This is a genomic window from Priestia abyssalis (assembly GCF_002019595.1).
In the GTDB taxonomy this organism is placed as follows: Bacteria; Bacillota; Bacilli; order Bacillales; family Bacillaceae_H; genus Bacillus_BA; species Bacillus_BA abyssalis.
In genome coordinates this window covers 1,451,113-1,471,254 of sequence record NZ_KV917369.1, presented here as the reverse complement: position 1 = coordinate 1,471,254, position 20,142 = coordinate 1,451,113, and the positions used below count along the sequence as shown (strand labels likewise).

14 protein-coding genes, 1 other RNA gene and 1 riboswitch are annotated in these 20,142 nt (G+C 40.5%); of the genes, 1 reads left to right on the top strand and 14 read right to left on the bottom strand.

Features of this window, described 5'->3' with window-relative positions; genetic code table 11:
- Positions 1 to 33 precede the first annotated feature (33 nt).
- From BK575_RS06790 to BK575_RS06755, 8 genes are all read right to left on the bottom strand, one after another.
- On the bottom strand, positions 34 to 3,663 hold the full coding sequence (locus tag BK575_RS06790) for a dynamin family protein (RefSeq protein ID WP_078409566.1): 3,630 nt from the start codon (positions 3,661 to 3,663) through the stop codon (positions 34 to 36).
- A gap of 483 nt (positions 3,664 to 4,146) precedes the next feature.
- A complete protein-coding gene (locus BK575_RS06785) occupies positions 4,147 to 4,716 on the bottom strand; it encodes an isoprenylcysteine carboxyl methyltransferase family protein (RefSeq protein WP_078409564.1) in 570 nt (189 codons plus the stop codon).
- 4 nt (positions 4,717 to 4,720) lie between these two features.
- The gene (locus BK575_RS06780; RefSeq protein WP_078409562.1) at positions 4,721 to 5,809 is read right to left on the bottom strand and encodes a type III polyketide synthase; all 1,089 of its coding nucleotides are present in this window, start codon (positions 5,807 to 5,809) and stop codon (positions 4,721 to 4,723) included.
- A 541-nt stretch (positions 5,810 to 6,350) separates the two neighbouring features.
- On the bottom strand, positions 6,351 to 6,893 hold the full coding sequence (locus tag BK575_RS06775; RefSeq protein WP_078409560.1) for a GNAT family N-acetyltransferase: 543 nt from the start codon (positions 6,891 to 6,893) through the stop codon (positions 6,351 to 6,353).
- 216 nt (positions 6,894 to 7,109) lie between these two features.
- Positions 7,110 to 8,417, bottom strand: coding sequence for a nucleobase:cation symporter-2 family protein (locus BK575_RS06770; RefSeq protein WP_078409558.1), 1,308 nt, complete (start codon positions 8,415 to 8,417; stop codon positions 7,110 to 7,112).
- Between the two features lie 2 nt (positions 8,418 to 8,419).
- On the bottom strand, positions 8,420 to 9,013 hold the full coding sequence (locus tag BK575_RS06765; RefSeq protein WP_078409556.1) for a xanthine phosphoribosyltransferase: 594 nt from the start codon (positions 9,011 to 9,013) through the stop codon (positions 8,420 to 8,422).
- Between the two features lie 248 nt (positions 9,014 to 9,261).
- A riboswitch (purine riboswitch) is annotated at positions 9,262 to 9,363 on the bottom strand.
- Between the two features lie 286 nt (positions 9,364 to 9,649).
- Positions 9,650 to 11,140, bottom strand: coding sequence for a carboxypeptidase M32 (locus tag BK575_RS06760; protein ID WP_078414677.1), 1,491 nt, complete (start codon positions 11,138 to 11,140; stop codon positions 9,650 to 9,652).
- Between the two features lie 143 nt (positions 11,141 to 11,283).
- Positions 11,284 to 13,218 carry an ATP-dependent DNA helicase gene (locus BK575_RS06755; protein ID WP_078409554.1) on the bottom strand — a complete coding sequence of 645 codons (1,935 nt, stop codon included), beginning with the start codon at positions 13,216 to 13,218 and terminating at the stop codon, positions 11,284 to 11,286.
- Positions 13,219 to 13,408: 190 nt separating this feature from the next.
- Between BK575_RS06755 and BK575_RS28385 the strand changes: the two genes are divergently transcribed.
- Positions 13,409 to 13,564: a hypothetical protein gene (locus BK575_RS28385; protein ID WP_169907612.1), complete on the top strand. Its 156-nt coding sequence runs from the start codon at positions 13,409 to 13,411 to the stop codon at positions 13,562 to 13,564.
- A gap of 67 nt (positions 13,565 to 13,631) precedes the next feature.
- Here the strand turns inward: BK575_RS28385 and BK575_RS06750 are convergent, their stop codons facing one another.
- The 6 genes from BK575_RS06750 to BK575_RS06725 form a co-directional block, all read right to left on the bottom strand.
- Entirely contained in the window at positions 13,632 to 13,829 is a 198-nt protein-coding gene (locus BK575_RS06750; RefSeq protein ID WP_169907610.1) for a DUF3921 family protein, read from the bottom strand.
- A 259-nt stretch (positions 13,830 to 14,088) separates the two neighbouring features.
- Positions 14,089 to 15,249, bottom strand: a complete 1,161-nt coding sequence (locus tag BK575_RS06745; protein WP_078409550.1) for a THUMP domain-containing class I SAM-dependent RNA methyltransferase — start codon at positions 15,247 to 15,249, stop codon at positions 14,089 to 14,091.
- A 160-nt stretch (positions 15,250 to 15,409) separates the two neighbouring features.
- Positions 15,410 to 17,083: a glycoside hydrolase family 13 protein gene (locus BK575_RS06740; protein WP_078409547.1), complete on the bottom strand. Its 1,674-nt coding sequence runs from the start codon at positions 17,081 to 17,083 to the stop codon at positions 15,410 to 15,412.
- A gap of 396 nt (positions 17,084 to 17,479) precedes the next feature.
- An RNA gene (gene rnpB, locus BK575_RS06735) (RNase P RNA component class B) lies at positions 17,480 to 17,878 on the bottom strand.
- 223 nt (positions 17,879 to 18,101) lie between these two features.
- Entirely contained in the window at positions 18,102 to 19,439 is a 1,338-nt protein-coding gene (locus BK575_RS06730) for a YjiH family protein (protein ID WP_078409545.1), read from the bottom strand.
- Between the two features lies 1 nt (position 19,440).
- The gene (locus BK575_RS06725) at positions 19,441 to 19,641 is read right to left on the bottom strand and encodes a hypothetical protein (RefSeq protein WP_078409543.1); all 201 of its coding nucleotides are present in this window, start codon (positions 19,639 to 19,641) and stop codon (positions 19,441 to 19,443) included.
- Positions 19,642 to 20,142: the final 501 nt, after the last annotated feature.

The window sequence follows — 20,142 nt, the reverse complement described above, 5'->3', positions numbered from 1 at the left end:
TTAACAAAGTCTTACTTTAAAGATGACAAGGTACTAATCGGCTAGACTTTGCTGCAGGATTTGTTTTGCTTTTTGCAGCTGATCCATGCTGATTGGATGAGTAATGGCTTTTTCTAAGCCTTTATATGTTTGTTCAATGTCTGTCAACAAATGATGCTGATATTGTTTGATGATTTCGGCAAAGACAGACGTGAAAGTATCAGCCAATCGTTGTTCTTGTCCTTTTACATACTCTTCCACAACCGGAGACAGTCTCTCTTTCAATTGCTCGCCCATTTTTTCTTTCTCATTTTTTTCAAAGAAACTTTTGCTGTTTTTGTATAAAGACAATGGCTTTTTGAATTCTTGGACATCAATTCCTTCAAACGGCGAAATAAATGTCAGATCCGTTGAACGAATGTCGCTTTTGAAGCTCCATTGAAGCGAAGCATCTATTTTGCCTGCATCCTTTATAAAGGATGCGTGAACATCTTTACCTAAACGTTTAAGCAATGTTTCCATTCGAAGCGAGGTCGCTCTCATTTCTTGGGCCACATCGAACCCTACAGACTGGATCAATTCTTCGAAACAAGATTGAAGCTGCTCTTTTATCCGCCCTTTATCATCCCTTAAATTGGCCGGGCTGAATGTTTCTCTAAAAAAGTCCGTATATCGAAGCATCGCACGCTGCTTCACATAATAAAGCAACTCTTCTATTTCCTGGCGCAGTCGCTGCTGTTCCTGATCAATATTCAAAGAATTCACCGTGTATTCCAATTGCTGCTTGGACCTAATGATGCTTTCAAGACGCGCTTGCTTTTCCTCTTCGCTCTGTGTTTGCCATTTCAACAATTCCTCTACCATATAAAGCGCCCGCTTTATTTCCTCATATGCGGAAGTTGTTACTAACTGTGTTAATTCGGTCGAAATGAATCGGTCAAACGCTTCTTCAAATGGCGTAAAACCCGCTGCTTCTTTATCTGTTAAAGCAAGGAGACTCGACAGCGGAAACAAGCGAGGAAAACGAATGCCGTATTGCTCGAGCTGCTGTCCAACATATTTCACGACCATATTCAATTCTTCATTTGATGAAGCCAAATCCGCCGCATTGATGATAAAAAACATTTTATCGAGCGTGAACAAATCTTTGACGCGCCCTAGCTGAATCAAAAATTCACGATCAGCCTTGGAAAACGCATGATTATAATACGTAACAAACAAAATGGCATCCGCGTTTTTAATGTATTCAAACGCTACATCCGTATGCCTTGCATTAATCGAGTCTGCTCCTGGTGTATCAACTAATGTAATCCCTTTTCTCGTTAGCTCGCAGTCAAAATACAGCTCGATGAACTGTACGAAACAAGCCTTTTCTTCCTTCGCTACATACTCATGGAATTCCTCAATCGTTACCGTCACCGCTTTGCCCAGCTGTTCAGAAACGGTACGATAGCCTTTCCTTACTGCTTGCAAAAACGATAAATGAAGCTTATGACGTACATCCATATCGTCATCATAGCGCAAATTGGCAATGGCGTTCAATGCCTCTTCTAAACTGTCCACTTGATGTTGGAATAGCTTTAACGAAGCTTGCAAATCAAGGAGCAGCTGCTCTTCAGATTTCAAATAGACATTTGCCGTACGATGCGGATGTTCCGTTGTTGGCGGCATGATTTTATTGATGGTCGCCGTCGTCGGGTTAGGCGATACCGGAAGCAATTTTTCCCCGATCAGCGCATTGGCAAAAGAAGATTTCCCTGCGCTGAAGGCTCCGAATAAAGCAACGGTAAACTGATGATCTTCCAGCCTTTTCGCTTTTTCCTCTAAACTGCCGATAATGCCTTGCAAAGACTCGAACGGAGAGACCGCTTTAATAGCTTTATGAACATCTTCAACAGCTTGCGGTATTCGTTTGCCGTCATGATGAATGACAACATCTTCTTGTTCTTCACTCACGACACGTTCTTCCTGTACGGATACGGAACCTAGTTCTTCTCCTTGTTTGACAAGGAACGTTTCATCCGCCAGTGCCCGCAAATGCTTCTTCGTTTGTTCGTTTACCTTAATATCGTGACCATTCAAAATAGACTGCAATGCTTTTTCGGCTTCTTCTCCCTTTTTTTGAAGCTGGGCAAGATGCTGGAGTTCTTTTTCATATTGTGCATAGCGTGCCAGTTCTTCTCTGTGGGATTCGATTTTCCCTTGTGAAGATTTTCGCTTATTGAAAAGAAGATGAGTCAAAATACTTTGGAGCTGTCTTTCTGCCTTTTTTTTGATGTCAGTGGCCGTATCATCGGCAAACGTCAAGATGTAAGTACCCGTTACCCCAGCACCGCTCTTCACCAATGAACGCAGCTCTTCTTCTTCCACCACTACTTCAAATTCACTTGCTTCCTTGAGCAACTCGCTGTCTTCTACATCATACTCCTTAAAAAAGCGGTGCAAAAACTGCTGTAAATGCCAGTTTAACTGAGAATTCACTTTTTCGTTCAATTCCTCGTGAAATCTGGTTAACCGTTCCTGACGCTCTTGTTCGGTTTTTTTCTTTGAAAACAAAAAGCCGACTTTAAAGTCACTCTGACAGCTTTCAATGAACAGTCCCGCCTTTTCCCGTGTTTCATACGGCATAAGGTTGGCATTTTGCAAAATATTTTTCGCTCCAGACCAAAATGCTTTCTCCATTTTAGTCTCTTCTTGCTCTATTTTTTGTGTTTCATGTTCAAGTGCGGAAACCGTTTGGAGCAGCTTCTCTCTTTCCTCCAAAGACAATTCCGTCAGTTCGTTGGCATAAGCGGCCATTTCCTCTTCCTGCTGCCGCTCTATCCATTGCAGATGATGGCCGAGCAGTCTTTTCATTCCTTGTAAAAGATGTTCTTCCATATACTGCTTTTTTTCTTGAACATATGTGGCCAAAAGCTCTTTTACTTTATTAAGCTCATTATATGTATGATCTCTTTTCTTTAACGTCGTATAAAAAATATCATCGGGCTCTACTTGCCAATTCGCAAATGACTGCCTGACAGATGCTTTAAATTGAGGAAAGGTCAGTTCTTGTTCTTGATGTTTATCGATTTGGTTGATGATTAAATATACTTTCTTCCCTTGTTGCTTCAGCTCTTTCGTAAACTGAAAATTCAGCTCTGATTGTACATGGTTATAATCCATGACATAAAAAATGATATCCGCTAAATGGAGCGCCGACTCCGTTGCCAAACGGTGAGCATCGTCCGTAGAATCGATTCCCGGTGTATCCATTACCGTAATTCCTTGCGGAAGCTGGTCCGTCTTCACGGAAAGGTGGATGGATTCGATTTCATCTCCATCAATCGCAAACGCTTTAATCTGTTCATAATCGTACGGAGCTAAATACCGGATCGGTTCACCTTTTTTGAAATGCACGGTCGCATGTTCTTCTCCCGCCCTTACCGATACTAAATTTGCGCTTGTAGGAATCGGACTGGAAGGCAATAAATGATAGCCTACCAGTTCATTGATCATACTTGACTTTCCCGCTGAAAAATGGCCGCAAAAGGCAATGACAAACTGTTGCTCTGACCATTTTTTATATAGTTGTACAATTTTTTTCGCATTTTCCGTATCCTGTGCCTTCGTAAACTGATCGTATAATGCTGCTAATTGATTTTCCGTCTCCGGTGAATGGCCTCGCTGTTTCACATTCAACATGATTTATACCCCTTTTTTGTTCCTGATTTATCCCTCATCAACGGGCAGTAAGCCCCACTGATGGAAGTTTCCTTTATAACAGTCCTATTTGACTTTTGGCGTCATTATAGTTTGTTATTTTTTTAACGCTGTATGACTCCCGCCCAGGGAGCCGAAAAAGCGCAAAAAGCATTTAAAGCATATGCATACATTTTACTTGATTTTGCCCCTATTTCATATGATAAATGTTTGAATTGTTTTATTTTTTACTCATGAATAAAAAAGGAAGTGCTGTTTAATCAGCACCTCCTTTTTTGCACGAACTCTATTCATTTATGCCTTTTGTGCACTATGTAAACCTTTTAAGACATATTTTCCTACGGCTGCATAAACCGCAATTGTTCCGATCACGAATAAGCTTACCATTATTTTCACCTCGTTATTATTTGTGAAAGTGATAATCTTTATCAAGTAATTACATCTTATCACGAAAGATAATCATTTTCAATGAGAATTTTTATCATTTTTTACCGGCAAAAAACGAGAGTGGCATTCAGTCACTTCCTTATAGTTTGTGAAAGCAGACAGCGCTTTTTCTTCCGCTGGGATACGGATAGATAAAACAAGAATATTCAGCAGGCTGAACAGCACCATTGTTGTATATGCTTCAAATAATAGCGGAATAATCAGAAACTCAAGCGCAACAATCACGTAATTTGGATGTTTTAAAAATTTATACGGGCCTTTTAATACGACGTCCGCTTTTGGGAGCACGAGAATTTTCGTGTTCCAAAACCTTCCTAACGAGGCAATTGTCCAAAGGCGTCCCAGCTGTGTAAACAAAAAAATTGCCGCCAATAACCCCCAAAACGAAGATAGCTTCCTTTCCATCCATACTACTTCGCTAATGAGCGATATAAAAAATAAGAAATGAACGAGAACGATCCACTTATAATGTGATTGTCCGATTTCCACTGCTCCTTGCTCACGCATCCACTTCTCATTTCGTTTGGCGACGGCCAATTCAAGCAGACGCTGAATGATAATGAACGTGAGCACTGCATAAAATAACATCTTCTCACCTCCACTTCACTAGAAGAAGCTCGGAACTGAAGCCGGGACCTAGCGCTGTAATGAGTCCATACTCGCCTTTAGCAGCTCCCTTTTGCATAAATTCGTGCAAAACATAGAGAACAGTTGCCGAGGACATATTTCCATGCTGTTTTAATATATTAAACGAGAGCTCAATCATTCCAGGATGAAGGTTCAATGCTTCGACATAAGCCTCCAGCACTTTTTTCCCTCCAGGATGCGCGATAAAATGCTGAATATCTTTTGTCGTGAGATCATGCCGTTCTAAAAAAGGATTGACTTGTCCTCCATACCAGCTTTGGACAATAGAAGGAATGTCCCGTGAAAAGATGACATAAAGTCCATCATTTTTTATATCCCATCCCATCACATCTTCTGAATGGGGCATAAGGGTAGAGTGGGTATCGAGAATAGCAGGATGCTCGAAATGCTTAGAAAAGTGGTGAACATTGACTTTATCCCCTGCCAACAGGACACATGCCACTCCATCCGCAAATAACGACGTTCCGATCAAGTTACTTTTGGAGTAATCATTAGGCTGAAATGTCAAACTGCAAAGTTCCACACATAGAACAAGAACCTTGGCATCAGGAAACGCCAGACAATATTCGTACGCACGGGCCAGTCCAGAAGCTCCTCCCGCACATCCCAACCCCCAGATAGGAATGCGCTTTGTATGCGGGGAAAAAGGCAGACGGTTCATAATTCGCGCTTCAATGCTTGGAGTAGCAATTCCTGTAGTCGAAATGTAGAAGATAGCGTCGATGTCTTTATGTGCAACGGGCTCCGCCAAATAAATGTCGGACTGCAAGCATTGACCCACGGCTTCTACTCCTAACTCGATCGCCGCTTCAATGAACGCACCGTTTTTTTCTTCAAAGGTATGTTCCTTTTGAAACCAAGATAAGTCTTTAGCAAAATGCCGTGTTTCAATTTGTCCGTTGGAAAATACCCCCAAAAGTCGTTCGATATCTTTGAATCTTTCAGAAAATAGGCGGCGGGCAAATTCAAGCGTTTCTTGCTGCTTCAACTTAAAAGGAGGAATAGCTGTTCCAACCGATACAATTTTAGGCAATGCCCTCACCTCGATTATGACGTTATCTATAAAATCTGTAAGAAGCGGGAAATTTATACATGGAAAAGTGAAGGCGACTGTTCAGCTCGTGAGGGAAATAGGGATTGATCCAGAAGGCGCTTTTTGCCTTATGAGAGCAATCATCTTTTCCACAACGAGCTAGGAGCCGTAGCTGGACAACGAAGAAAAGCGGAGCGAGTTCGTTCACACCCATAGGGCATTTATAGCTTCTGACAGAGAAACCGCTTTTTGGTTTCGGCGGAAGGGGCGTAATGACCGTAGGGTGTAGCTCGCGCAGCTGGACAACGAAGAAAAGTGAAGGCGACTGTTTAATGAAGATAATAAAAAAAAGCTTTCCCGCCAATATCGGGAAAGCCTACGTCTTGAAGGAGTAATTTGTTGTGCCTCTTTATTATAACGCAAATCTCCGTCTACTCCACAAACAATATCTTCCAAATAAGAATATTTCTTTTCAAACATTGCATGATTTTGTTTGATTGGAATATATTAAGCATGCGTAAAGAGGGGTAATTATGATGCATCAATCAAAGAAAATGGCCATAAAAATTTCATCTACGTACTCGCCGTTTAAATGGGCTTGCTCCTTCATAATTCCTTCCTCATGAAAACCCGCTTTTTTATAAAGCTCATATGCAACCGGATTGGAGGCAAATACCGTTAAACACAGCTTATGCAATCGTTGTTCACGGCACCATTCCAGTGTATATTCCATCAGCTTTTTTCCAATTCCCATTCCTTGTGCTTTAGCAATCAGCCATGTGCGGAATAATCCTGTATGGTGTTTCATTTGCAAATCACCGCGCAGCACACGGGCAATTCCCACCACTTCATTATCGACTTCTGCCACCATATACATATTTTTCTTTTTTACGATTGAACGAATAAATGCCTTCTCTTCTTCAACCTCTCTTGGCGCTTCTTTTTGAATATATTGACCGGCTTCAATGATTTCCTGAACAGCAGAAGTAATTTGCTGTGCATCTCGTTCTTCTGCAGGACGAATCGTCACTATCTTGCCGTTTTTCGCTTCAAATGTCATTCTCTGCATTGTCATTGTTGTCATATTTCATTCCACTCCATTTCCACTTCGTCCATTATGTATTTAGTGTGAGCGTTCTTCAAAAATTTATCAATCTTGAAAAATGCTTTTACTTGCGCCTATTTGTGAAAAAACACACAAACAGGCATGAAAGTATATTTTGACACAATACGAAAAACGAACGCAACTATTTCACATCAAAAAGAGCATCCAATCCAAAAGGATAGATGCTCTTTATAATTAAGAAACTTTATGGTCTGCTAAATGAGTAACATTCGATACTGTTTCTTTCTTCTTCAACACATTAAAGACCATATTCAACACGATTGCTGTCATGCTTCCTGCTACAATCCCGCTGCCTGTTAAAATTTGAAGGGTTGGAGGGAATTGAGCGAATGCTTCAGGTACAACCGTTACACCTAAGCCCATACCGACTGAGCATGCAATGATCAATAAGTTTTCTTGTGAAGTAAAGTCTACTTTGCTTAACATTTTAATACCGGAAGCTACAACCATTCCAAACATCGCAACCATGGCACCGCCCAGTACAGGACTTGGGATGATCGTCGTGATCGCTGCAATTTTAGGAGCGAATCCAAGAAGGACCAGAAGGCTTCCCGCTACGACAATGACATTGCGCGTTTTGATTCCTGATAACTGAACAAGACCTACGTTTTGTGAATAAGTCGTATACGGAAATGCATTAAATAATCCGCCTAAAATAATGGCCAATCCCTCTGCGCGATATCCATTCTGCAAATCTTTTTCGGTTAGTTTTCGTTCACAAATATCACCCAGTGCAAAATAAACGCCTGTTGATTCGACTAAACTTACAATCGCTACAAGAACCATCGTTAAAATCGCTGTTGCATTAAAAGTCGGCACTCCGAAGTAAAACATTTCGGGCATGTGAAACCATGATGCTTCACTGACCGCAGATAAATCTACTTTTCCCATGAAGCCGGCCACAATCGTTCCTGCTACTAAGCCTAATAAGATGGCCACTGAACGGATGAAACCATTGAAAAAGCGATACAGTAAAAGAATAAACGCTAAAACGCCAAACGCCAGTGCAATATTGCTAAGGTTACCAAAGTCCTTGCTGCCTTGACCGCCGGCCATGTCATTCATCGCTACCGGGATAAGCGTAATTCCAATGACTGTCACAACCGAACCTGTTACGACAGGAGGAAAGAATTTTACCAATTTACCAAAATACTTCGCTGTTAGAACGACAATCACACCTGATGCAATTATAGCTCCGTATATAGCTGAAACACCATAGGACGTCCCAATGGCAATCATCGGGCCTACCGCTGTAAACGTACAGCCTAATACGACAGGCAAACCAATTCCAAAAAAGCGATTTTGTGCGACTTGCAATAAAGTAGCCACTCCGCACATTAGTAAATCAATGGCAACTAAATAAGTGAGCTGTTCTGACGTTAACCCTAACGCCCCCCCAACAATTAGCGGAACGATGATGGCACCGCCGTACATTGCCAAAACATGCTGAAATCCTAATGAAAACACTTTTCCTTTATTCATAGTTACACTCCTCCCGCCACTGCTTCTTTGACAAATTCCACTTTTCCGTTTTCCAATGACGCAATACGCGCAAGTGATTCTACTTGAACCCCCAGATCATCTAATCGCTGACGGCCGTCCTGGAATGATTTTTCAATCACGATCCCAATTCCAGCTACGGTCGCACCCGCCTGCTTCACGATTTCCATCAACCCTAATGCGGCCTGGCCGTTCGCCAAAAAGTCGTCAATGATTAAAATCTCATCGTCTTGCGAAAAGAATTTCGCCGCAACTGTAATGTCATTTTCCTCGTTCTTCGTGAATGAATATACTTTCGCCGTAATTAACCCTTCTTTTAACGTTAATGACTTGCGTTTGCGGGCAAAGATCATGGGAACTTCCAATTCTAAAGCTGTCATAATAGCTGGAGCAATCCCTGAAGACTCAATGGTCAAGATTTTTGTAATCTTTTTATTGCGGAAACGTCTCGCAAACTCTTTTCCCATTTCTTTCATCAACACCGGATCCATTTGGTGGTTAATGAATGAATCCACCTTCAAGACCGTATTTGATAATACGATTCCCTCAGCTAAGATTTTTTCTTCTAGCTGTTTCATGTTAAATTCCCCCACATCTTTCATTCTCTATTTCAGCTTGATTGGCCTTGTTACAAAGAAATCATCCAGCACTAGATCTACAGAACCGGCCTTCCTGTTCTTATACAATCAAGAAAAGAATTTTCTGTTTTCTTAGCAGCCAAAAAAAGCCCAAAAACATTACTGCACCCGATATGAGTGGAGCAATGTCTTTGGGCTTATTCCATAAACACAAAGAAAAGAACGAAAAAGACAAAAGGAGCCTTCACGATTCTTCACCGCTCACTCATAGTCGAACCGTTTACGGCAGTTCGGTAGAAACTCTCGGGCCCTATTCCCGCAATTATATGAGTGCGTTTATTAAGTTACTTGAATTATAGCAGGAAAAAAGAAGAATGAAAAGAGAAAATTAGGATTAACACGAACATTCCTAATGAAAAATATTTTAAATATTCGATTTTTACTCTTATCTATTCCTATATTTGCTTTTTTGCACCTAACTCAATCGTATTATTACTTGCCTTTTTCATTATACACAAATATGTGTATCACTTCACAAAAACTTCATGTTTCCCATTATTTTCTGGCTTATTAATCACTTTAATATATGGCTTAAGTAAATAACGGGGCATAGGTATTTTCCCCATGCCCCGTTATTTATGTCGATTGAATTTGATAAATGCGGCGATACTTCTCTTCCAGATAATCGATTAAATATTGTGCGTTTAACACTTCTCCTGTGACATCTTGAAGGATTTCCAACGGTTGCTTCGTCTTGCCGTATTGATGGATATGATAGGTGAGCCATTGACGGATTTCATCCACTTTTCCTTGCTCAATTAGTTGGTCAAAGTCAGGAAGATCTTTTAAAATTGCCTGTTTGAATTGCGCTGCGTACATGTAGCCGAGCGCATAAGAAGGAAAATAGCCAAAATCTCCGCCCGACCAATGGACATCCTGCAGTACCCCCTCGGCATCGCTTTCAGGACGAATGCCCAAATACTCTTCATACTTATCATTCCAAATTTGCGGCAAGTCTTTGACTTCCATTTCTCCGTTAATAAGCCCTTTTTCAATTTCATAACGAATCATGATATGGAGAGGGTAGGTGAGTTCATCTGCTTCAATACGAATGAGAGAAGGTTTGGACTCATTGACCGCTCGATAAAAATCATCCAATGACACATCATCAAACTGACCTGGCGTATATTGTTTTAACACATCGTAATTACGTTTCCAGAATGAATAGTTTTTACCGATGAACTTTTCAAAAAATAACGATTGGGATTCATGAATTCCCATCGATGTTCCATCACATAAGTTCGTGCCGATTAACTCTTTTGAAATGTTCTGTTCGTAAAGCGCATGACCGCATTCATGAATCGTTCCAAAAATGGCGGTACGGAAATCGTTCTCGTCATATTTTGTTGTAATCCGAACATCGCCGGGATTCAATCCTGTGGCAAACGGATGTACTGTTTCATCAAGGCGCCCCGCTTGAAAATCATATCCAAGCTCCTTTAAAATAGCACGGCTGAACTCTCGCTGCTGTCCTTTCGGAAAAGAGCGATATAAAAAGGATGTATCTGGTTTATTCGGTGAGGTGGCGATTTGTTGGACAAGCGGGACAATACGCTCACGCAGTTGTCCGAACACACGATCAATGACTTCAACTGTCACACCCGGCTCGTACATATCCAAAAGGGTATTGTATTTATTCCCTTTATATCCCCAATACTCTACAAACTTCTTTTTATATTCCACAATTTGTTCTAAATAAGGCTGGAACATCGCAAAATCAGATTGATCTTTCGCCTCTTCCCAAGCTGATTCGGATTTGGATGATAAAATTATGTATGCTTTATATTCTTCCGCGGGAATTTTTTTATTACGGTCATATTCTTTTTGGCATTCAACCAGCATTTTCTTTGTCAATTCAGATGTATGAAGCTTAGCTTCTTCTGTATTCAACTCAGTAAGGAAGGCCGCCATTTCATCTGATGTGGACATATTGAAAACTTCCGATGAAAGCATTCCAATGACTTCTGAGCGCTGCTCCACTCCTTTTTTCGGAGCACCTGTACGCAAATCCCAAAACATCACACCGATGGCTTCATTATAAGCCGTCATTTTTTTGACATAATCCATAAATTGCTTTTCTGTTAAAAATATGGTTTCTTTCGTCAACTTACTTCCCCCTATCGAAAAGTTTTCTAGATAATTTTACCATATCTTTTATTTGAACTAAAAGAAAACCGCTGCACATAAGCAGCGGTCGGTGATTATCGCATTTAGATCACTTCTGGCGTTGTGGGCAAGTTAGAGGTGATGATGTTCAATACTTCTTCCTCAATGTTAGAAGGAACAAAGATTGTCACATATCCTTTATCGTTATGGGAACGAACTAAACGCCCCACGCCTTGCTTCAAGCGAAGCAGCATATACGGCATCTCCGCATCCCAGAACGGGTCGGCCACTTGGTTTCGCTTCGCTTGGAATACCGGATCATTCGGTGGATATGGAAGCGACCATATAATCACATTGGAAAGAGACGGTCCTGGAATATCCAGCCCTTCCCATAAATGAACAGCACAAAGAATCGTTTCTTCTTGCTGCTGGAACCTCGATACAAGCTCACTGATTTCCTGATCGCCCTCAAACAAGAACGTGTATTGATTCTCATAGGCAACTGCCATTTTAAACTGCATTAATTCCTCTTTACTATTAAATAGCAAAAGAGCCCGTCCATTTGTTTTCTCGATCATCTTCATGCTCATATCAAACTTATCGGCAAATGACATCTCATCATGTGCGACTCGCTTGATGGTTAAATTCATCTGTTCCTCGTAGTCAAACGGTGACTCGACAGAAAAAGAAAGATAATCAGAGATACCTAAACTATACGCTAAATAGTCAAACGATTGATTGTCTGACAGCGTAGCAGACGTAAATAAATAAGGAATTTTTTTAGAAAACACTTTTTCTTTCAGAATGTCTTTCACCGCTTGCGGCATGACAACAAGCGTTAACTCTCCCTCATGCTCTTCGGCCCAGTAAATGGCATTTTCGTTCTCTAAAAAGAGGTGAATGGAATAATCGATTTGATCCAAATACTCGTCTACAATTTTCAGCGCGTAGTCTTCAATCGTATACGTTTCACTTTCAAATACCATTTCATTCCCTATTTGCTCTAGTAAAGCAAGCAAATGTCCAGCTGCATCGGAAAGATCTTTATTTAATGTAATTTCTTTACGATTGGACCCTGGAACAGTTTTCGCCGAAGCATTTAACACATCAAAAAACTTGCCGTACACTTCAATGGCACGCTCCACCTTGAACGCAAACTCTTCCCTCACATCGTTTTCAAGCAAACGTGTCAGCAAATTTTCCAATGTTCGCTCCTGCACGCGATATGTTAACGCTTTTTGAGCCGCAAATTCCAATAAATGCCCTTCGTCAAACACGACCGCACAGCTTTCAGGAAGCAATGGCAATTGACCTTCACGCTTACGGGCCTCGTATGTCCATACATGTTCCATATAAAAATCATGTGAACAAATGATCAAATCAGCCGATTTACGATAATGATCACGTGACAATGTTAAACCACAGCGATGACGCTGGTCACATGAAGAACAATCCTGGAACGAATCCCAGTTTACTTGCCGCCACTCGTCATCTGCTAAATGAGGATATTCTTTACGGTCACCATAATGATAAAACGCCTGCATCGCCCCATGCTCATGCACAAACGGCGGAAGCGAATCATAGATTTCTTCGATGTTGTCGTTATCCGTACGCATCGTGACATCATCCAATTTCTTTAAACAAAGATATTGTTCTTGAGATTTAGCCAGACGAACATCAATATTCAACCCTAAAATAGTAGACAGCTTCACAATGTCCCCTTCTTTTTTTACGAGCTGTTCAATTAATGTCTCATCCGCACAGGCAATAATAGCCGGCTTACCTGTATATCGGGCGTAACAAAGAGCATACAGCAAATAGACAAGGGTTTTTCCCGTTCCAACCCCTGCTTCTGCAAACATAATCTTTTTCTCTTTAAACGCTCGCTCGACTTGGAACGCCATGAAAATTTGCTCGTCGCGAAGCTCTAAACCCGCGTCCGGCAGTAAATCATAAAATACATCGCCAATCCATTCATTCAATTTATCAAAAAAGTTTTCTTTTGGTTCAAGTGCAAAAGGTAACCGTTCTCTAATCATGTAAGGATACTCCTTCATTAAAGTCGAATTAAACAAAACATAATTATCCATCATTACGCATTAGTTGTCAACATCCCTGCGTAACCTCAGACTATATTATAGACGATTTGTTTTAAGTAAAAAAACGTTAAGGACGTATGTACCTTCATAATAAGAAAAAACTAATGAAAGACAGAAAGGAGAGATGAAAATGTCAAAGAACCAGCACATCCCAGAAGACAGAATGAATTTCACGAATACAATCGCCCACGCACTTAAAAATGTGGCCAATGGAGGGACTCTGACTGGGGTGGATACAGAAAAAATGAAAAATGCTGAACAAGAGCTTTCAAACAGAGAGAAGTGAGAAGGAACAAAATAACTGTTTTAACCAGCAAAAAGAAACTGTCCTGGCGCAGCGCCAGGACAGTTTCTCATGCAGTTGTATATGGCAGGTATTTCTTATCAACGTTTGTCGCTAACGACATGGCGGATTGCAAATCTTCTTGCGCTTGTTGAAGCTCCCCTAAAATGGACGGAGAAACTTCATCCCCTGACATTAAAAGATGTTGATAGCTATGCTGCAATGCTTGATGAATCATTGAAAAATCCATTTGTCCTTTTGTCATCATGTCATCCTCCTTTGCCATTGTAACTTTTTCTAAATACTATCAATATATACTTGTTCCGTTCAGTTTATTCCTTTTATTTCTAATCCTAAAAAAATAGATAAACAAGACACAGGTTTTTATCCGCGCCTCATTTACGAATGAATATATTCCATGATTAACTGTCCATATTCATTTTCTCAGCCATAACAAAAAAAGGAAACTCCCTGATATGGAATCTCCTTTTTCAATCATCATTTTACATGATTTTATTCGTCAGCCCTCAAGCCCGCTCCGCATCCGTTTTCCTCGCTGGACGTTTTCCCCAATACTGATAATAATCCGTTTCGATGAATCCGTTAAAGAGCTTGCGTTTTTTCGTCGCCTGTTTGCCGTAAAATTGTTCGAAACCTTTGTGAGACGTCAGCATGTAAATGGACCATGTATCAAGCGTAGCAAACGCCTGACCCATTTCTTGATACATCTTTTCAACAGACGGGCGGTCACTCAAACGTTCCCCGTATGGCGGGTTCCCGACAATCACGCCGTATTGCTTATCTGTTGTAAAGTCTCTTACTTGCATCTGCTTAAATGTGATCAAATCTCCCAACCCTGCTTCAAATGCATTCTCTTGAGCGATTTTAACCATACGGTGATCGATGTCATGCCCTGCAATATCAAGCTCTTGATCATAGTTTGCCAGACTCTCGGCTTCATCACGCGCTTTATCCCAAATGCCCGCAGACATCCACGGCCATGCTTCTGAAATGAATTCTCGATTAAATCCCGGCGCAATGTTTTGACCGATTAAAGCCGCTTCAATCGGAATCGTTCCAGAACCGCAAAACGGATCAATGAACGGACGGTCCGGGTGCCAATTCGTTAACATGACAAGGGCTGCAGCTAATGTTTCTTTGATTGGCGCCTCTCCCTGTCCAGCACGATATCCGCGCTTATGAAGACCTGCTCCGCTAGTATCAATCGTTAAGGTGGCCACATCCTTCAATAAAGCGACTTCGATTTTAAACTCCGGTCCAGTTTCTTCAAGCCAGCCCGTCGTTTTTTTATAATGCTTTTTCACACTTTCTACAATCGCTTTTTTGACAATGCTTTGGCAATCTGACACGCTGAAAAGTGTAGACTTGACCGATTTTCCGCTGACAGGAAAATTGGCATCGACCGGTAAATACTCTCCCCAGTTCAATGCCTTTGTTTTTTCAAATAACTCATCAAATGTTTTCGCTCTAAATTCACCAACTTTAATTTTCACACGATCTGCAGTACGCAGCCAAATGTTACTGCGAGCAATCGCCGTTTCGTCTCCTTTAAAAATTACTTTACCGTTATCAACTGTACATTCGTATCCTAAATCCCGCACTTCCTTGGCAACCAGAGCTTCAAGCCCCATCGCTGCCGTGGCGATCAATGTATGTTTTTTACTCATATTTCTACCTCTTCAGTTTCATTATGTATATCAACTGTTAACTTAACATAAAAAAGCCCTTGGATGCAATGTTCTTCCACACTCATCTTTCTCATCACAAGAAAACGGCCTAAGGAAAATTCCTAGACCGTCTATAAAAAACGTGCAACCGATTGCTCATTTACTCGTTCGTCAACAAATATACACGCGTTTCATATGGCTTTAACGTAAACGAATATACAGACTCGATGCTTTCACTGTCATAGTTACGAATCAACAGCTGCTGGCGATTAAATGCAATATCTTGCGGAAGTTCAAATTGCTCTTCACGACGGGACATGTTACAAATCACAACTGCCTTTTCATTCTCTAGTGTACGCGTGTAAGCATAAATTTTTTCATGTTCCGGCAAAATTAAGTCGTACGTTCCATATACAAACACTTCATGTTCTTTGCGAATACGAACCAGATTTTTATAAAAATTCAAAATCGAATTCGGATCGTGTTGCTGCGCTTCGACATTAATTTCTTCATAATTAGGGTTCACACCTAACCATGATGTTCCAGTTGTAAAACCGCCGTTGGCTTCTTTGTTCCATTGCATTGGCGTGCGTGAGTTATCTCGTCCTTGCTCCCACACAACTTTCATAATTTCTTCATGCGGACGTCCTTTTTCACGCTCAATGCGGTAATAGTTCACCATTCCAACATCATTATACTGCTCAATGGAGTCAAATTTGACATTTGTCATGCCGATTTCTTGGCCCTGATAAATGAAAGGCGTTCCTTGCATGTTAAAGTATAGGGCCGCTAAACATTTGGCACTTTCTTCACGGAATTCCGGATCACCGAATTTGTTGACTGAACGAATGTGGTCATGGTTTTCCAAATACAGTGCGTTCCATCCACCGTTCGCTTCCAAGCCTTTTTGCCATGATGTTAAAATTCTCTTTAAGCTGCTGAGGTCTAATGGGTTCGTTTCCCCTTTTGCCCATAGACTCATATGCTCAAATTGGAAAATCATATTAAATTTCCCATTTTCCGTTCCAACCCACTCATCAGCGTTATCCGAAGATACACCGTTCGCTTCGCCGACTGTCATAATATCATACTTTGCAAACGTTTGCTCTTTCAGCTCTGTTAAAAAGTCTTGAATACCTTCACGGTTCATATGACCTTCAAAAGACGGGACATAATCTAAGCCTTCCGGGTTTGGAAGATCAGGGAAACCAGCTACTTTTTTAATATGGGAAATAGCATCTACACGGAAACCATCAATTCCTTTTTCAAGCCACCAATTGACCATTCCGTATAAATCTTGGCGCACTTTCGGATTTTCCCAGTTTAAGTCAGGTTGTTTACGCGAGAATACATGAAGGTAATACTCCCCTGTTTTTTCATCATACTCCCAGGCAGATCCACTGAAAATAGATTCCCAGTTGTTCGGCTCTTTTCCGTCTTTTCCTTCACGCCAAACATAGTAATCACGATACGGATTATCTTTGGAAGAACGAGATTCAATAAACCATGGATGCTCGTCTGATGTATGATTGATGACTAAATCCATAATCAGCTTCATTCCTCGTTTATGAACTTCACCTAACAGTTCATCGAAATCAGCCATCGTGCCAAAATCTTTCATAATGTCTTGATAGTCGCTAATATCGTAACCGTTATCATCATTTGGTGATTGATAAATCGGACAAATCCAAATCACATCAATTCCTAAATCCTTTAAATAATCTAGTTTCGATATCACACCTTGGATATCACCAATTCCGTCACCATTTGAGTCCATAAAGCTGCGCGGGTAAATTTGATATGCAACGGCTTCTTTCCACCATTTTTTCTCCATAAGATCAACTCCTCTTACTGCATACTGCTCCGATGCTTAACTTTTTTCTGTTTTGAGCATCTCTCATTATTTTAAATGAAAACGCTGTATGAATCCACACAATTCATGGAACATAGAGAAAAAAACAGCCATGTTCTATGATTTACATATAAGCGGCTGTCCCATAAATTCTAAACAAAAACTACAAAGATGATTATTTACTGAAAAGACCCGTCACTAAATCCTTGATTTTACTGGATTTTCATGACGGGTCCCTTTCAGGAGTATGACTCAAAAGGTATGCTTTTTTATACCTTTTGAGTCATACTCTTTTATGTAGCCTTCTCCCTATGGATTAGGGAGAGCTGGTGTGGATTGATTTAATATTGTTCGGTCTTATGTTGCTTAAGGATAATGTTCTGTAAGCCATGTTTTGTTCCTTCGTACTTCAAACGGCAAGCAAAACCTCGTACTCCGGCGGCAATCATCTATCTACAAATAGGATACCTATCTGTCCTTCCCTCCGTTCAGTTCCTTTGGGAAGATGCCCCTACCATTATTTGGGTTTCTCGCTCGAGGGGTTTACCGCGTTCCACTCTTGCAATTTCTTACAAGACTCCGTCACTGTGGCACTTTCAGGATAATAGGACCATATCTAAATTCGACTTAGGTCTGTTCTCCGCCGTCAACCAAGCATCACTGCCCAGCTGCCCTAGCTTATGAATTCGCTAGGCACGAAACACTACAGGCATCACAGCCTGTGCGAGCATGGACTTTCCTCTGAATTGTCAAGCAATCCAGCGATTACCCGAACATTATCTACTCATCTCGAAAGACGAAATTAAGCATAACAAAAAAACAAACAAGATGCAACCTTTTTTCTAATCAGCATGTAAGTTAAGAAAATCTCCAGCTTTTTAATCTTTTGGCAACATGTGTCGATTACCCGGATAAAGTGGTAATCATGGCAGTAGATCGTGCTCGTGTTACAATCATTATTTAATATCGCTTCCTATTTAACGTTAGCGCTTACATTTTTTTAAATCAGTAAATATACTAATGGTGTGGCAATGATAAGAGTAAGAATAACTCGCTCAATCCAAATAATAACGAGCGTTCTTATAGAAAGTGGGATTTCTGTTGAAACAATACAAGGAACAAGTGACGAAAAAAAGATAATTGCTGATACAGAAACAACAGCCACAACCACTTTCACTTGAAGAACAGCCTCTGTTACCAAAAGGGCAGGCAAGAACATTTCAGCAATACTAAGAGCACTCGCCTTTGCAACAATCATTGGTTCAGGCAATTGAAGCATCACTGTAAAAGGATAGAAAATATATCCAATCAAGTCAAATATCGGAGTATGTTCTGCCAGAATCAATCCGAGCAGCCCGATAGATAAGATAGATGGAAGAATAGCCATTGTCATAAGAAGACCATCTTTTATATTCAGCCAAATGTTATCAAGTAATCGCGGGGATTCGGCTGCAGTTGCCTTCGCTTCCCTCCAAGCCGCTGAAAACAGATTGCCGCTGACTTCTGTTTCCGGTTGAGGAATAGAGCCTTCGTAGTATTCATCTTTTATTTTAGCCAATGGCCAAATTCGCACTGTAATAGCTGTCACAAGAAAAGTGACGAAAAACGTTAACCAGAAATATGTGTTCCACATTTCCATTAAACCTAGTGTTTTCGCTACAATCACCATAAAAGTCGCTGATACCGTAGAAAAACCTGTTGCAATAATGCTGGCTTCTTTCGCCGTATATTTTCCTTCTTTATATATCCGATTGGTGATTAGAAGACCAACAGAATAACTACCAACAAATGACGCCACCGCATCAATGGCCGAGCGGCCCGGTGTCTTCCAGATTGGACGCATAATCGGCCTAGTCAACACACCAATAAATTCCAGTAAGCCATACCCTACTAAAAGTGCTAGAAAAACGGACCCAATCGGCACAAGCAATCCAACAGGAATAACAAGCTTATTGAATAAAAACGGACCCATGTTAGGATCAAATAACCAGCCAGGCCCTATATTGAAAACGAGCATCATTCCGACCACTAAGCCGATTAATTTGAAAATAGAAAAAACGGCATTTACAGTTGATTGTTTCCATTTTCCTGATGCAAAGGGATAAACAGCACCGGCTGCAATGATAACCAATGCATAATAAGGCAAAAACGGGCCGGCATGAAGCTGAATATAGGTAACAATATGGTCAATGATGATTGATTTTTTGTCTCCCATTGTCACCGGGACGAAAAAAATGAAACCACCAATAAAGCTATAAACAAAAAACTTCCAGATTTGCGGCGGCACTAGTTTTTTGTCCGGCACCGGCTGCTCCTGTATTTGTTGTTTTATATCCATCCTATCCTCTCTCTTTCTTTGCTGAATATACCACATATGAAAAAATATTCATTTTAATCATTTTGGCGATTTTAAAATCTTTACTCGGGTTTAAACAGATAAAGTAAAATTGCATTTCTGGAAGAAGATTAGCTGCGTTACCGATTAAACCAATCAATAATGCCGTTCTTTTTCTTTTCTCTTCTTCTACTAACTCGATCACTTCCTAATAATGAATCCGTCTTTACATCTGTATAGCGAGTCTTGATTTATTTGTCTATTTTGTCCTTATCGACATGCAGATTACAGCCTCTTGTTGCCAGCTGCTTCATGACGAATAACCTTATTTTTTGTATTCGCTTTCATTTAACTCTACCCCCTTTTCCTTTAAATTCATTCTATAATGAAAATTCCAACTTTTTATTACGATTTAATTATAATTTTATAAATTATTTACATAATTCATTTTATTTTTTTATTTTTATAAATAATCTCAAACTATTTCTACTTGTCGTCACATTAAAGCGATTCGGTATAAACTGAACTGCTTTTTTCTTCATCCAAACTGATAAATCTCATAGAGTGCATGCTTCAAGCTACTTAAAATCAGTTTGGAGACAATAGCCCGTTAATTGTGCAACTTCTTGCAATGATAAATGACAGCTCATAGGCAATTTGCTGAAAGACATGATAAGTCGAAAAAAAGCGATGCCTGCAAAATTGC

Coding starts and splice junctions, on each gene's coding strand:
- BK575_RS28385 (WP_169907612.1), top strand. CDS start 13,409: ATGTCAAAGAACCAGCACATCCCAGAAGACAGAATGAATTTCACGAAT.
- BK575_RS06745 (WP_078409550.1), bottom strand. CDS start 15,249: ATGAGTAAAAAACATACATTGATCGCCACGGCAGCGATGGGGCTTGAA.
- BK575_RS06760 (WP_078414677.1), bottom strand. CDS start 11,140: ATGGATTATGTCAAAAAAATGACGGCTTATAATGAAGCCATCGGTGTG.
- BK575_RS06765 (WP_078409556.1), bottom strand. CDS start 9,013: ATGAAACAGCTAGAAGAAAAAATCTTAGCTGAGGGAATCGTATTATCA.
- BK575_RS06730 (WP_078409545.1), bottom strand. CDS start 19,439: ATGGATATAAAACAACAAATACAGGAGCAGCCGGTGCCGGACAAAAAA.
- BK575_RS06785 (WP_078409564.1), bottom strand. CDS start 4,716: ATGTTATTTTATGCAGTGCTCACGTTCATTATCATTCAGCGTCTGCTT.
- BK575_RS06740 (WP_078409547.1), bottom strand. CDS start 17,083: ATGGAGAAAAAATGGTGGAAAGAAGCCGTTGCATATCAAATTTACCCG.
- BK575_RS06755 (WP_078409554.1), bottom strand. CDS start 13,218: ATGATTAGAGAACGGTTACCTTTTGCACTTGAACCAAAAGAAAACTTT.
- BK575_RS06770 (WP_078409558.1), bottom strand. CDS start 8,417: ATGAATAAAGGAAAAGTGTTTTCATTAGGATTTCAGCATGTTTTGGCA.
- BK575_RS06790 (WP_078409566.1), bottom strand. CDS start 3,663: ATGTTGAATGTGAAACAGCGAGGCCATTCACCGGAGACGGAAAATCAA.
- BK575_RS06750 (WP_169907610.1), bottom strand. CDS start 13,829: ATGATGACAAAAGGACAAATGGATTTTTCAATGATTCATCAAGCATTG.
- BK575_RS06775 (WP_078409560.1), bottom strand. CDS start 6,893: ATGACAACAATGACAATGCAGAGAATGACATTTGAAGCGAAAAACGGC.